General features: G+C 67.0%; 11 protein-coding genes and 1 other RNA gene. 4 read left to right on the top strand and 8 right to left on the bottom strand.

Going from position 1 to position 14,602, the window contains the following annotated elements; translation table 11 throughout:
• Positions 1 to 126: 126 nt before the first annotated feature.
• Complete coding sequence (locus tag LDH74_RS19550) at positions 127 to 1,470, top strand: PQQ-binding-like beta-propeller repeat protein (RefSeq protein ID WP_226040335.1); 1,344 nt, start codon at positions 127 to 129, stop codon at positions 1,468 to 1,470.
• 207 nt (positions 1,471 to 1,677) lie between these two features.
• On the opposite strand, the gene rnpB is transcribed toward LDH74_RS19550, so the two are convergent.
• Positions 1,678 to 2,058, bottom strand: an RNA gene (gene rnpB / locus LDH74_RS19545) — RNase P RNA component.
• 286 nt (positions 2,059 to 2,344) lie between these two features.
• On the opposite strand from rnpB, the gene LDH74_RS19540 reads away from it, so the two are divergent.
• Positions 2,345 to 2,944, top strand: coding sequence for a TIGR00296 family protein (locus LDH74_RS19540; protein ID WP_226040334.1), 600 nt, complete (start codon positions 2,345 to 2,347; stop codon positions 2,942 to 2,944).
• A 169-nt stretch (positions 2,945 to 3,113) separates the two neighbouring features.
• Here the strand turns inward: LDH74_RS19540 and LDH74_RS19535 are convergent, their stop codons facing one another.
• The 7 genes from LDH74_RS19535 to LDH74_RS19505 all read right to left on the bottom strand — a co-directional run bounded on the left by LDH74_RS19535 (position 3,114) and on the right by LDH74_RS19505 (position 12,570).
• On the bottom strand, positions 3,114 to 3,380 hold the full coding sequence (locus LDH74_RS19535; RefSeq protein ID WP_226040333.1) for a hypothetical protein: 267 nt from the start codon (positions 3,378 to 3,380) through the stop codon (positions 3,114 to 3,116).
• 31 nt (positions 3,381 to 3,411) lie between these two features.
• Positions 3,412 to 4,566, bottom strand: coding sequence for a nicotinate phosphoribosyltransferase (locus LDH74_RS19530; RefSeq protein ID WP_226040332.1), 1,155 nt, complete (start codon positions 4,564 to 4,566; stop codon positions 3,412 to 3,414).
• Between the two features lie 30 nt (positions 4,567 to 4,596).
• On the bottom strand, positions 4,597 to 6,126 hold the full coding sequence (locus tag LDH74_RS19525; protein WP_226040331.1) for an Hvo_1808 family surface protein: 1,530 nt from the start codon (positions 6,124 to 6,126) through the stop codon (positions 4,597 to 4,599).
• Positions 6,127 to 6,232: 106 nt separating this feature from the next.
• Positions 6,233 to 7,930, bottom strand: a complete 1,698-nt coding sequence (locus LDH74_RS19520; protein ID WP_226040330.1) for an Hvo_1808 family surface protein — start codon at positions 7,928 to 7,930, stop codon at positions 6,233 to 6,235.
• A 129-nt stretch (positions 7,931 to 8,059) separates the two neighbouring features.
• Entirely contained in the window at positions 8,060 to 9,079 is a 1,020-nt protein-coding gene (locus tag LDH74_RS19515; RefSeq protein WP_226040329.1) for an SDR family oxidoreductase, read from the bottom strand.
• Between the two features lie 2 nt (positions 9,080 to 9,081).
• Positions 9,082 to 10,623, bottom strand: a complete 1,542-nt coding sequence (locus LDH74_RS19510; protein ID WP_226040328.1) for a vitamin K epoxide reductase family protein — start codon at positions 10,621 to 10,623, stop codon at positions 9,082 to 9,084.
• Between the two features lie 9 nt (positions 10,624 to 10,632).
• Positions 10,633 to 12,570, bottom strand: a complete 1,938-nt coding sequence (locus LDH74_RS19505) for a glycoside hydrolase family 15 protein (RefSeq protein ID WP_226040327.1) — start codon at positions 12,568 to 12,570, stop codon at positions 10,633 to 10,635.
• A gap of 881 nt (positions 12,571 to 13,451) precedes the next feature.
• Between LDH74_RS19505 and LDH74_RS19500 the strand changes: the two genes are divergently transcribed.
• Positions 13,452 to 14,024, top strand: a complete 573-nt coding sequence (locus LDH74_RS19500) for an isochorismatase family cysteine hydrolase (protein ID WP_226040326.1) — start codon at positions 13,452 to 13,454, stop codon at positions 14,022 to 14,024.
• Between the two features lie 301 nt (positions 14,025 to 14,325).
• On the top strand, positions 14,326 to 14,502 hold the full coding sequence (locus LDH74_RS19495) for a hypothetical protein (RefSeq protein ID WP_226040325.1): 177 nt from the start codon (positions 14,326 to 14,328) through the stop codon (positions 14,500 to 14,502).
• Positions 14,503 to 14,602: the final 100 nt, after the last annotated feature.

Below are 14,602 nucleotides of genomic sequence, written 5' to 3'. Positions count from 1 at the left end.
ACAAGGCGACGATTCTTGACGGGATGTGCAACGACTATCGCAGCCAGTGGCGTGCTAGCGGGGTCAGGGAGCGCAGCGTCGACAACCGACGCGGGAGATGAGCTTCCGCCGCAGCCGCCGGAGGCTGTGGCGGGCTGGTCCGCCGCTCGAGGCGGATACGGAAATACGGCCGCGGTCGGCTCCGACCACGGGTTCGGCGACGGGTTCGATTTCGACGCTCTCGAGGTCGACTGGACGGCCGACGTCGGGGGATTGCCGGTCGTCGACGACAGTATGGTCTATCTGCCGGTGGAGGGAGCGGTGCACGCGCTCGATGCCGCCGACGGGTCGCTCGAGTGGCAAAGCGAGGACGTCGGTGCCAGCGAATCGCCGACGGTCGCGTACGGGACCGTCTTCGTGAGCGGCGATCGGGGCGTCACCGCGCTCGATGCCGCGAACGGGGACGTTCGATGGCAAACCTCGGTCTCCGACGCCGCCACCGATTCCGACGCTGACGAACCCGCCGTCTCGCCGCCGACGGTCGCGTTCGAGCGGGTGTACGTCTGCGCCGACGGCGGGCTGTCCGCGATCGACTGTGAGACCGGCGAGATCGACTGGCGTTGCGACTCGGCCACCGTGACCGTCGGCGATCCCTGGGAGGAACAGAACGAGGTCGACCGAACGATCGAGGGGGGAGTGGCGGCCACCGACGAGCGCGTCTTCGTGCTCGCCGAAGCTGGAACGATCGTCGGTCTCGATCCGCTGACGGGCGAGCAGCGGCTGACGGCCGACACGTATTACTACTACCTGTATGACCTCGTGGCGACCGACGAGCGGGTATTCGTTCGAACCGGTTCAGAGGAAGTCATCGCCTACGATTCGGCGACCGGTGAGCGCGAGGAGGGATGGGGCGGCGGGATTCGCCGACTCGCCGTCCGCGGGGAGACGCTGGTCTTCGTCACGCGGTACGAACTCGTCGCGATCGACCTCGAGAGCGGCGACGAGCGGTGGTCCGTGGGGAAGTACTCGCACTGTATCGGCGATCCCGTGATCGCCTGCAACGCGGTCCTCGTCAGCTTCGGATTACAGGGCGGCGAGTACGAAAACTCGCTCGTCGCGTTCGATCTCGACGATGGCGGCGAACAGTGGGTCTTTTCGCGAACGGAGAGCGCGTACGTGGGAGGGCGATGCGTGGTCGCCGATCGAGCGATCTACATCGACGACGGCGGACTGACTGTGATTCGCGCAAACGAGGGCGAACGCGACGAAGGAGACGAGGAAGCGGAGGGAGATACGGGAGACGACGAACGCGGTGAAGTCGACGAAACCGACGGCCCGGATTCGAACGCCACGGATGAGGTGCAGGCCGGATCGGACGAAACCGAGGAGGGCGGAGAGACCGACGTCCAGAACGAGAGTGACGACCCAGAAACCGACGGCAAACAGCGAACCCGGTACATGCTACGGACGATGTGGAGCGTGATAGCGTAGCGACGCTGGGTGTCGTAGTAGCGCTGGATATCGTAGCGAGAGAGTTCGCCTCGGCGAATCCGGCGGAGCCGAAGCCGCGCCTATCGCGCCTACGCTTCAGGAAGCGATCCGCAGTAGTCGACGGTGAGGAATGACGGGGGTCCACACGCGCCGATAGAATACTCGAGGCCGCCTTGAGTCGGCGCGATCGCTCTCGAGGGTGAAACTGGGTGAGAGGAGTAAGCCCCCTTCTGTTCGACCCGGCATTCGGCTGAGCGTCCGCGCCGTCCGCGGCGGGGCCGCGGGGTGTTCGGGCTACCACGGCGCGGACTTGCACCGGTGAGGATTCGCCGTTCCATCGATCCTCGGCCAGCAGTGGTGGTCGATCACGCCGAGCGTGATCCGCGGATTCAAACCGCGAGCGATATGCGGCCACGCGTTCCCTCTGCGGGTCAACTCCCCTTCCTCTCGGTCGGGTTCGCACGCATCATCGGTCTGGCCGAGACGTGTCGTTTCTGTTCCAGAGCCAGCGGTCTCCCGCTCCGGACTTGCGTCCGGTCACCCGCCCGAACGGGTGGGGGGACTTTCCTCGCGGGCGTGGGGCGTCCCGGAGGGACGGCCCACGTTACGAGCGTGGAGCGACTCGAAGAGTCGGTCCACGGTATGAGCGTTGCGCGTCCCGAAGGGACGGGCAACGGTAGTGGCGTGATGCATCCCGAAGGGATGAACCACGCCAGGTGGTCCCACCGTTGCCGGCGAGACCATCGCGGCAGCCAGGCTCTCTCTCCCACCGTTTCTTGGAGCGTCGGTCGAATAAGTCCCCCGATCGGAGATACAAAAAGAGCACCGTCACGAATGGAAGCGTTTTAGGACGACTATCCCCTTGTCCATCTGTATGTCCCAGGGACAGGGCGTCGACCTTTCCTACGAGGACGGTGCGCGCGCGGTCGAACTCGCGCGTGAATCCGTCGACTCCTACGTACGACACGGGCAGCGAGAACAACCAGGCAGCATGCGCGAGGCCTTCTACGAGCGGACCGGTGCGTTCGTCCGCCTCGAGTCGACCCGCGGCCGGGGGAGCCTGCGGGGCTGTGCGGGTGGCTACCACTCGGACGATCAGCTCGGCCACGTCATCGTGGACGCGGCGATCGAGGCCGCCAGCGAGGACTCCTGTGGCTCGGAGGTGAGCCCCTCGGAGCTCCCGAACCTGACGGTTTCGGTCTGTACCGTCAGGAACGTGCTGCTAACGGACGACCCGCTGGCCGATCTCGAGCTCGGCACCCACGGCGTCGCCATCGACGGCGGCGAGGGCGGCTGGATGTATCCGACGGTGCCGGTCGAGAACGACTGGAGCGCCCGCGAGTACCTCGACCGAACCTGCCGGAAGGCGAAGCTCGCGCCGGGTGCCTGGCAGAACGACGACGTTATCGTCACGCTGTTCGAAGGCCAGGTCTTCCGCGAGCGAAAGGCCGACGGCAGCATCGAGGAACTCTGAGAAGGGAACGGGGGGACGGCTCGAGTCGCGCGTCGAAAGCGCGGACCGCGAGGTTTTGGGGCTATTTCTCGACCGACAGTACCGACCGTATGTCGAGTCCGTAGATGAACGCAACGGCCTTCAGACGATCCAGCCGTTCGAACGGGGCAACGGAACCGACGTCGGCCGGCTAGGCTCCGTCTCCGGCAGCGACCGTCGTGAGCTTCGCCTCGAGCAGGGCATCGAGCGCGGCGAAGACGACGCGGACGGCGAGCCAGAGTACGAACAGGTTCACGAGGACCTGATCGGCGCCCCCGGTAAGCCCGGTCCGGTGCGTGAGAACCGAGAGCGGGAGATTGATGGCCGCAGCGGCGCCGATGATGAACGCGAGCTGAACGGCCAACCGGTTCGCGATGTCGGCGTGAGTATGCGACCCGGTACCGTCGGTTGAACTCATAGCGCGGTTGTTTCGGCCCGGAAACTTTAGCTTATTGAGTTGTGAAGTCGACCCGACCGGCGTCGGCCAGACACCGCTCGCTGGCCGCCTCGAGGTCGAACTCCCGGACGACCTCGCCGTCCCGGATCAGCGGCTCGAACAGCGCCTCGCCCTCGTCGGGGCCGTCGCGGTCGGCCAGTGCGACGTGGTGGCCGCCGTCGGGCGTCCGGTAGACATCCTTGACCCCCGATAGTTTGCCCCGCTTGGAGATCGGCTCGTCCTCGATTTCGACGATATCGAGGCTGAAGTCGACCGAGTCGGCGCCGGTGATGTGGCTGCCGACGCCGAAGCCGTCGGCGACGTCGCGCAGCGTGCGGATGGTTTCGGGCTCGAGGCCGCCGCTACAGAAGATGTCGACGCCCTCGTGACCGCGTGCGTCGAGTTCCCAGCGGACTTCGCGGATGATGTGCCGGAAGTCGCCGCGACGGGAACTCGTGGTGTCGATGCGAACGCCGTCGAGATCGTCGCCGAGCGTCTCGGCGGCCAGCAGGCTCTCGCTCTTCTCGTCCCAGAAGGTGTCGACCAGCGCGATCCGGGGGACATCCTCGCTGACGGCCTCGTCGAACGCCGTCCACGCCGCGGCCTGGTTCCCCTCGCCGAAGCAGAACATGAGCGCGTGGGGCATCGTTCCGCCCGCCTCTCGCCCCAGAATCTCGCCCGCCGCGACGTGGGAGAAGCCGTCGAGACCCGCGAGCAACGCGGCCCGCTCGACCGTCGTCGCGATCGAGGGATGGACGTGGCGCGCGCCGAAGGAGAGGACGATCGAGTCCGGGGCCGCCAGTCTGGCCTCGAGCGCGGCCGTCGCGAACCCGCTGGGCTGGGACAGGAAGCCGAGCAGCGAGGTCTCGAGTTCGGCGAACTCGAGGTAGGGGCCCTCGACCCGGAGGACGGGGCCGCCGTCGAACAGCTGGCCGTCGGGGAGCGCGTCGACGTCGACGGCGCGGCCCTCGAACAGCGTCGCCACGTCTTTCACGCCGGTAAACACGTCGAACTCCCCCGTCGGGAACTGGTCGGCGGTTACTTCGGCGACGACGCGGGGGTTCTTGCCCGCGTGCTCGAGCGTGGTCCGCGTGCGCTCGAAGTAGGCGTCAGTTGCGTCCCCCTCGAGAATCGCCGCTGCGGGGACGGTTTCGAACGGATTTGACATATCGTCGGTTTCCCGTCGAAGACAAAAAAACTACCCGTCTGCCGGCGCTCGCGGCGTCTTCGGCGGCTCGATCGGAAACGGCGCTGCGAGCCGTGACGACGCGGCGGTGGCGGTCGGTTCGGCGGTGGCCGTTCGCTCGAGGGAAGTCGCAGGCTCGAGCGCTGCCCCGGACCCACCTTGGTTCGAGCCCGATTCGGTGGGGTGAATCGCCTCGAGATCCCCGACAGTCGGCGCGCCGACGATCTCGACCGTCTCGCCGGTGACGGAGACGCGATACGCGCCCTCGAAGGCCTCGCCGTCGGAGATCCGGTAGATGCCGTTTCCAGCAGTGTCGACCCGCTCGGCCCCGCGGTTCGCGAGGAGTTGCCGGTACGCATCGGCGAATTCAGTCGCGTCGGCGCGACTCTCCCAGGCGACCCGCCAGACGTGGCCGGTCTGGCCGGGCTCGTCCGTCCGCTGGTACACGTGGATGCTATCCCCGGCCCAGCCGGCCGTCGCGGGATGCGAGTAGTTGTACTGCGAGCGCTCGGTTGCCCCTTCAGTGAGCGGGCGCTCGATGACGCCGTTGGCCCAGAGCGTCGCGAACAGCGTGGCTTCGCCGATCGTCTCCGTCCGGCTCTCGCTGTCGTTGCCGTCTCCGCCGTCCGTGATCGGTCGCCACTCGTCGCTCGAGCGGTCCGGGATCGCGATGTCGACCGGGTCAGTATCCGGATAGCGCTCCGGGTGGATCAGCTGGGCGGTGCTCCGGGGCGGCGCCTCGTGGGCGGCGTCGACAGCGTCCCAGCCGCCGCGCTCGGTGAGATCGGTGACGAACGGCGGCCCCTCGGCGTAGGGCACGTAGATCGAGAGGAAGAGCCCGGCGTTGAACGGGCGATCGGCGAGCGTCTCACCCCCGATCGTCGGCGGCTGTACGGCCGGCAGACACTGCCACTCGCCCCCGCACCGGCGGTCGTACCGATCGGGGACGACGCTCGCCTCGCCCTCGAGCAGGCCGTTTTCAGCGCGGACCCCGTCGATCGTCTCGCTCTCGCGAGCGATACCGAACCGTTGATCCTGCAGCGCGTGGGTCAGCTCGTGGACCAGGATCCGCCGGTCGATCCGGATCTCGTCAGTGTCGTCAATAATTATGACGATCCGGTCGTTTACGTAGTAACCCTGAATAGAATCACCGTAGAGATCGTCGAACGCCCGATTGACGTCCGTCTCGCCGTCGACAAGGAATGCCCCGCGCCAGACCTCGTTGCTAAACGCCGACGCATTCTCGGTGTTGGACGCCCGTCGGGAGCGGTACTCGGCGCGGCTCATCACCTCGAGGTCGACGTCGCGGTCGTATTTCAGTCCGCGGACGACCTCGATCCGGGCCATCGAGCGGTACTTCACGGCCTCGAGTTGCGCCTCGGTGATGCCGTCGCTCGCATCGAATTCGAAGACGTCGTCGTGGGCGTAGTCGCCGACGTGCCCGAGTTCGCGGTCCGCGTCGAACCCGCCGGGGGAGCCGGGAAGCGCACAGCCCGAGAGTACGACCAGCACGACGACGGCGAACAGTCGGCCTCGGCTCATTGACTCATCGTTCGGCGAGATCGTGAAAGCGCCGTCGATCGGCCGACCGCGAGAAGGTGGTGTCGCCCAGTTGTGAGAACGGCGCGTCGATCGATTTGGAGCCCGGTCACGTTCGGTGGCGGCCGACGGCGAACCAGGTCGCCGATCCGAGCAGTGCGATCGCGATTGCGCCCACTGTGGCCGTCACACTGAAACCAGGAATGGGAGCGGCTTCGGGTGCCGCACCGGTCTCGACGTTCGACAGCTCCGCGACCGACGGGGCGCGAACGATCGTCGCCGCCGTCCCGTTCTGCTCGAGGTAGTACGCGCCGGCGTAGCCGCCATCGTCGATCACGAAGGTGTCCTGATGTCCGTCGACCGCCTCGGCACCGTGGTTGTCGAGTAGCTGGCGGTAACCGTCGAGGAACTCCTCGGAGTCCCCGGCCGACTGCCACTCCGTTCGCCAGACGTAGCCGGCCTCGCCGGCCGCGGCGGGGTCGCTCTCGTTATCGATCTCATCAGTAGTGTAGATGACCAGCTTGTCGCCGGCCCAGCCGTCGGTAGCGGAGTGGTCGTAGTCGTAGCTTCCTTCCTCGCTGCCGAAGAGTTCGCCGGCGCTGATCACCGACGACTGGCTCCCGTCCATCGCGTCGGCGGCGAACATCGCGACCATTCCTGCTTCGCCGACGGTGTCGTTCGCCACCTCGCCGTCGACGGTGAGTTGTCGCCAGCCGTCGCTCGAGCGGTCGGGGACCGAGACGTCGGTCGGCTCGCGCTCGGAGCCGGGGTGGATCACGGCAGACGTCGTCGCGGGCGGGTGGTCGTAGGCCGCGTTGACCGCCGACCAGCCCTCGCCCTGCTTGCGCAGGTAGTCGACGTAGTCGGGGCCGTCGTTGTAGGGCTGATAGACGGCGAAATAGATGCCCCAGTTGACGTCGAAGTTGCCGACCTGCTCCCCGCCGCTCGGGCTGAGACAGTCCCACTCGGAGCCACACCGCGCCTCGTACTCGCGCTCGACCCAGCTGGCGTCGCCTTCGGCCAGCCCGTTGACGGCCAGTTCCGCGTCCTGCGTCGAGCCGTGGAGCCGCGACAGGTTGAAGCGCTGATCCTGCAGCGCGTGGACGAGCTCGTGGCCGAGCGTCAGCTCGTCCAGTTCGGGCGTCTCGGGGTTCTCGGAGACGATGACGATCTCGTCCGTTGCAGGATCGTAGTAGCCCTTCACGGCACCGCCGTACACCGTCTCCGTGGCGTCGGACGCCGCCGTCTCCCGATCGACCGTGAACAGCGCCTCGTAGCCGACGTTCTGCTCGAGCCGTTCGGCCGCGGTGTAGTTCGCGAAGCGCTCCTCGTTGGTCTGCCGGTAGGTCTCCCGAGAGACGACGTCGACGGCGACTTCGTCCGCGAAGGTCACGTTACGGATCGTCTCGACGCGGGCCATCGCTCGATAGATAACGGGATCGAGTTCGTCCTCGTCGACGACCGCGTTCGACTGGTCGTCGACGGCCAACTCGTCGTCGTACCAGTAGCCCTCGACGTAGCCGACGGTGTCCTCGGTCGAGGGGTTCTCGGGACGGGAATCCTGTGTCGCAGCCATCGCGCTCGATGCCGTGGCCGACTCGAGGACTGCCGTCCGATCGGTCATCGCGGCGGCCGGCCCATCGGGAGTCGTAGTGGTTACTCCGTCGAAAGTCGTGGCGGACGCGCTATCGGACGCCGCGGCCGAACTGGTCGCCACCAGCGGGCCGGCGAGCCCGCCCGCCACCGTCATCACAGCGAGGACGGCCGCGAGCAAAGCGACGGACGAGCGTGTGCGCGTCGGTTGCATCTGAAGTGAGTAGCTATCCGTTAGAATGGCAGTGCAAAAAGCACGACGGTTGTACCGCTCGGAAACCGCGACGAACGGTGATCGGCGACGGACGGCGAGAGCGGATGTCCGTAGCGTCGTGCGAGCGGCTCACCCGGATTCGGCCGATGCGGCCCATCGACCGAGAAACGCGCTCACGATCACGGCCGCGAGGGCGGCGAGCAGGGCGATCGCTCGCCGGTGCATCGACGCCTGTAGCTGGTAGCTCCGATCACGAGCCCGGTCGTCGAACGGCCCGTGGGCGCCGAAGTCCCCGGACAGCGGCTCGTGGAGGTTGTTTTCGCGGTCCGGATCGGTCGGCTCGCCGGTCAGCTGGGAGTCGTAGCCGCCGCTCGCGAGCATGTTGTCGAGCCGCCGCGGAATCAGACGGTTGCCCAGAATCGCCTTCACCGTCGATCGGCCGACCCACAGTTCGTCCTTGCCGCGGTCGACGGTCCACGTGATCGCTCGAGCGGCGACCTCGGGCTGGTAGATCGGCGGCACCGGCTGGGGTTTCTTCGGCATTCGGCTCTTCGACCACTCGAACTGCGGGGTGTTCATCGCGGGCATCTGTACCATCGAGAGCTGGACGTCGCAGTCGTCGTGGATGAGTTCCGTCCGGACGGACTCGGTGAACCCCTGGATCGCGTGTTTCGCGCCGCAGTAAGCCGACTGAAGTGGGATACCCCGATACGCCAGCGCCGAGCCGACCTGCACGATCGTCCCCTCGTCGCGGGGGCGCATCCGCTCGAGAGCGACCTGCGTGCCGTGAACGTAACCCAGATACGTGACCTCGGTGACCCGCCGGTAGTCCTCGGCGGTCATCTCCGCGGCCGGCGAGAACACCGACACCATCGCGTTGTTCACCCAGATATCGATCGGCCCGAACGCGTTCTCGACGGTCTCGGCCGCGGCGTCGACCGCGTCGAAATCGGAGACGTCCGTCGGGACGACGATCGCCTCGCCGCCCGCTCTCTCGACATCCTTGCGCGCACCCTCGAGGCCGTCCTCGCCCCTTGCGAGCAGCCCGATCTTCGCGCCGCGTTCGGCGAACGCGCGAGCGGTGGCTCGCCCGACGCCGGCCGATGCGCCCGTGACGACGACGACTTCGGAGTCAATGGGTTCGGACATGGTTAGCTACTGAGGGGGTTGAGTCGATCGACCGTCTGGAGGGTGGCGTACTCCTCCCAGCCGCCGTAGCGGTCCTCGAACGAACCGCGCGGGGCGCTGAGCACCACGATGAGCGCGGCGGCGGCGACGGCATTGATCGCGGCGAGCGTCGGGACGCCGTCGAACAGCCAAGGAGCGACGGCGACCCACGCGGCCAGTGGGACGTTCAGGAACCGGGTCGCGCGGGCTGGTTCGGCGGTCGCGATGACGGTGACGGAGACGACCAGCGAGCCGGCCAGATGGCTGCTGTCGGCCATCAGCCCTGTCGTCTCGAAGACGGTCGGCGAGAGCATGAGCCAGACGCCGAGCGCCATCGCGCCCAGCAGGGTCCAGGGAATCGAGACGCCCCAGAAGGGCTCGCTGACAGGGGAGTCGCCGATCTGTCGCTCCGAGGTCTCGTCGATGCCAGCCTCGTCCTCGGGGAACGTTCCGCCCATCCAGAAGGCCGTCCAGAGGCTGTCGCCCTGGCGCATCAGTCGGGCGACGAACTGGCCCATCGCGACGACCTCGTCGACGGTCAGCGAGATCATCCACAGCATGCCGAAGGCCGAGAGGAGGCAGAGGGTACACCACGTCCCGACCATGATCGGCTGCATGATGACCAGCAGCACCTGCGCGAAGCCGAGCGGGATGACGACGACGCCGAAGAAGGCGACCATCCACGGCATCGTGCGCCAGCGCCGCCGGTCGCCCATGAATCCCATCAGGGCCTCGACCGAGTAGGCCACCGCGCCGAGGCCGGCGTCCGAGACCGGGAACGCCTCCGAAATGCTCGAGGTCAGTATCGCCTGGGTTCCCGGATCGTACAGCGGGTCCCAGACGCGCTCGATGTAGCCCAGCTGGAAGGCGGCCATGTACCACGAGGCGAAGAAGCCGAAGATCCCGAGCGCGATCAGCGGCGCGCGCTGGGCCCCCGTCGAGGGGTTGTACGACCAGCCCGGCGGGACGGTCGGCCCGTCCATCTCCGAGCGCATCACGATCAGCACCGAGAACGTGATCACCATGGTCCCTACGAGCGCGTTGTTGGCGTAGGCCGCGGCCGTCGGGGCCCAGAACGCGATCGGGGCGAACACCAGCCAGAGGCCCACGAATCCGTTGGCGTAGTTGGCGTAGCCGTTCTCGCGGTAGATCGTGATCCCCGCGAGTGCGATCAGGACGAGTCCGCTGACGACACTGTTCCAGACCATCAGCGCGCTCCCGTAGTCCAGTGCCGGCGTACTCGCGAGGAGCCAGATCCCCAGCGAAATGACGGCGTACTGGGGCCAGATCTCCTCCGTCGGATGGTTGAGCATCATGTCACCCGGACGCATCGAGTCGCCGCCATCCCCGTCTCCGCCGCTGGGATCGCCGTTTCCGTCTCCGCCGCTGGGATCGCCGTTTCCGTTCCCACCGCCGTCGTCGGCCCGCGAGCGTCGCTCTCGAGCGTCGGTCGTGACGGCGGTACCTTCGTCGGTCGTGACGGCGGTACCTTCGTCGGTCGCGTCGTGAGTGCTGTCTTCTGTCATCGGTATCTCTTACTCGGTGTCGTTCGTTCCGCGGACGATCTCTCCGCTCGAGGCGACGTCCTCGAGCGACTCGTCACGGCCCAGGGGTACCGGCGACGCCGCGGCGCTGGAACCCACGTCGCTCGAGCCGTTCGAATCGGCCAGCGAGAGCGCGCTGTTGAGCAGGCCGATGTGGCTGTACGCCTGCGGGTAGTTACCCCGCTGTTCGCCGCTCTCGGGGTCGACCGCCTCGGCCAGCAATCCGAGCGGGCTGGCGTACTCGAGGACGGACTCGAAGCGATCGCGGGCCTCCTCGGTTCGTCCCGCGAGCGCGAGCGCGGTGACGAGCCAGAACGAGCAGACGAGGAACGGGCTGTCCTCGCCGGGGAGCCCGTCCTCGCCCTCGTACCGGCGGACGAGGCCGTCGTCGGTCACCAGCCGGTCGATCGTCGCATCGATCGTCCCCCGCACGCGATCGTCGTCGGCCGGGAGGAAGCCGACGACCGGGATGAGCAGGTTCGCCGCGTCGAGCGTGTCGTCGTCGCCGAAGGCTCGTACGAAGCTATTCGCGGACTCGCTGAATCCGCGCTCGAGGATCGCCTCGCGGACATCGTCTCGGGCCGCCCGCCAGCGCTCGAGCGGTGCCTCGACGCTGTCGGCCGCCTCGGCGAGCCTGATGCCGCGGTCGAGCGCGGTCCAGCACATGACCTTCGAGTAGACGAATCCTTGGTGGTCGGTCCGCATCTCCCAGATACCGGCGTCCGGCTCGTCCCAGCCCTCGGAGACGTAATCGACGAGGTCGCGCACTACCGTCCAGTCGTCGGACCGCATCGGCTCGCCGTAGCGAACGCTCTCGTAGAGCGCGAGCACCAGTTCGCCGTAGATATCGAGCTGGCGTTGGTTCTGTGCCGCGTTGCCGATGCGAACGGGAGCGGAGCCGCGGTATCCCTCGAGATGGTCGAGGACGCGCTCTTCGAGGTCGCTCTCGCCGTGGAGGCCGTAGACCGGCGGCATCTCCGCCGGCTCGTGCTGGCTGCAGTGGTCGAGACACAGCTCGAAGTAGGACCGGGCTTCCTCGAGGTGGCCCAGTTCGGCCAGCGCCCGAACGGTGAAGGCCGAGTCGCGGATCCAGTTGTACCGGTAGTCCCAGTTGCGGACGCCACCGAGGTCCTCGGGCAGCGAGGCCGTCGGTGCCGCACACACCGCGCCGGTCTCCCGGTGAATGAGGAGCTTGAGGACGAGCGACGAGCGGACGGCGAGGTCGTGCCACGGGCCGCCGACGGGACAGTCCGTCCCGTCGCAGTCGTGGGCCCACTCCCGCCAGTACTCGATGGTCTCTCGGAGCGTCTCCTGATGGTGTGAGGGCTCGAGGGGAATTTCCTCGCCGTAGCCCAGCACCAGCCAGCGCGTCTCGCCGGCATCGAGCGTCACCGTTGCGCGCGCCCCGCGTCCGTCGGCCGACGGCTCGAGCGGCAGATCACTCGAGAGGACGGCACGCTCGTCGTCGCCGGTCGCGACGACGCCGTCGGCAACGGACTCGATTTCGGGCGCGTCACGCGCGTAGTCGAATCGGGGCTCGAACTCGATCGCAAGCTCGAGCGGGCCGTCCTCGCACTCGAGTTTCCGATAGATCGCGGGCGGCCAGTCGTCGGGCCCGATCGCCCGATCCGCGGATCCGATCGCCTCCGGGACGGGCATGAAGTCCGTCACCGTCGCGCTCCCGCCGGCGGTCCGGAACGTCGTCTCGAGGACGTTCGTCCGATCGCGGTAGCGCTGGACGGACTCGAACGATTGGCTCGGTCGGACGGCGAAGTGGCCGCCGCGGTCGGCGTCGAGAACGGCGGCGAAGACGCTCGGCGACTCGACGTGCGGGAACGGACACCAGTCGATCGAGCCGTCGCGACCGACGAGGGCGACCGTGTTCCCGTCGCCGATCGCGCCGTACTCCTCGAGGCGTTTGTAGTGCATGGGTACTGCGGATCCGATGGCAATTCCAGCGGACGGCACGTCCGTACTCGTCGGACGACCTTTCCTATTGGGCAGTCATTTGAAGGGGAACCGCGCTGTCGGCGACGTGTAGAATCGGTCGGGGGGAAGTACCGGCTGACGCGACGCGGCGAGGGGAACCTCCGGGGCGAGTCGCAACTCGAGCCAACGGTGACCGACGGGGACGAATCGGGTGTCCCTCGCTGACCCGACCGTCCGCACCCGGCTCGCTCGAGATCGAATCGTTCGGTACAGGAGATCTAGGTATCACCTCGGACTGGTCAACCAGCGTGCGGTGGCGCGCGCTGTGCCGCGGCGAACTGCGAGGCCTGAACGGAGTGACGGCCTCGGTAGTGTGAGCGGTGACCGGAGGGAACTGCGAACTAACGAGTGAGCCGCGGCCCGAAGCCGTGCGAGGTCGTCACGAGTGTAGCGAGTGACTGCTTGGAAGACGCTTTGCGTCTTCCAGTGGATGAGTGAGCGACGATAGGAGCGAGCGTTAGCGCGGAACCGGAGGTTCCGCGAACCATACGAACGGTGCGCGGTTCGGAGCGATCGTCGGGAGCGAGAACCGCGAGGTGAACGGGGAACGGAGTGACCCGTGAACGGGCCTTCGGCCCGTGAGTAGCAATCGGCTGGGGAGGGCGTGGCTATTCCCTGTTACCACGATAGCAGGACGCTTCGTCTCAACCAATTCCCTCCAGAACACACCGTTCCATCCACATCGATACTGACTGCGCTTCCACGGTGGGCGGGAGAGCGACGGGGGACCGTGCACACCACGCGACCGACGAACGGGATCCACGATACGCTCGAGCACGCCGCGAACGTTTTTACGATCCCGTCCGTACGACCCGGCAGACATGCGCCTCGAGCCAGCCGAGACGGCAGTGGTGGTCGTCGACATGCAAAACGGGTTCTGTCACCCGAACGGCTCGCTGTACGCGCCGGGCAGCGAGTCGGTGATCGAACCGATCACCGACCTCCTCGAGCGGGCTCGCGAGACCGGGACGCAGGTGATCTTCACCCGCGACGTCCACCCCCCAGAACAGTTCGACGACGCTCACTATTACGACGAGTTCGAACAGTGGGGCGAGCACGTCGTCGAGGGATCGTGGGAGGCCGAGATCGTCGACGAACTCTCCGTCGAGGACGGGGATCACGTCGTCGAGAAACACACCTACGACGCGTTCTACAACACCGAACTCGAGGGGTGGCTGAACGCCCGCAACATCGACGATCTGGTGATCTGTGGCACCCTCGCGAACGTCTGCGTGCTCCACACCGGCGGCAGCGCGGGGCTGCGGGACTTCCGGCCGATCATGCTCGAGGACTGCATCGGTGCGATCGAGGAGGGCCACCGAGAGTACGCCCTCGATCACGCCGCGTGGCTCTTCGGCGAGGTCGAACCGAGCGACGATCTCGAATTCGCCTGATACGGACCGCTGTCAGTCATTTCCGGCGCAACCGCAAACCGTCCTGCGGTTGCTCCGGTAAATCGTTGCAGCAGACCGTATGAGCCGCGCGTCGTCCGTCTCTATAGTTCGCTGCTCGCGCTATGCCCGTCTCCCATCGCCCGGGTCGGAGTCGTACTCGGTATCGAGGCAGTCCGCGGATCTCGAACTGCAGAGTTTTATCGGAGCGGGCCCGAAGCACGGCTATGAAAACGAGCTTTCGCCGACGCTCGAGACCGCCGGAACGACCGCGCCTCGAGCCGCGGGCGGACGGTGAGGATCGATGAGCGAACGACGGTGGAAATCGGTGTACGTCGTGGGAATCGCGCTCAACGCGATCGCGTTCGCGAACGCCGTCATGAACGGATCGTGGCTGTTCGCCGGCGCGTTCGCGTTCGTCGCCGTGTACCTGGTGGTTCGCCTTCGGATGGTTACGCCCGATCCCGACAGCGACAGGTGAGCCGAGTTACGCACCGATCGAACGATCCGCGGTTCGGAGCGAACGCAGTGAGCGAGAACCGCGCTCCCGTCGTTCGATCGGGAGTGCGGCGCGTCACGCC

Origin of the sequence: Natrinema sp. DC36, from assembly GCF_020405225.1 — an archaeon.
Taxonomy (GTDB): domain Archaea; phylum Halobacteriota; class Halobacteria; order Halobacteriales; family Natrialbaceae; genus Natrinema.
Note: the sequence above shows the minus strand (reverse complement) of the source record. Positions and strands in the feature narration are given on the sequence as shown.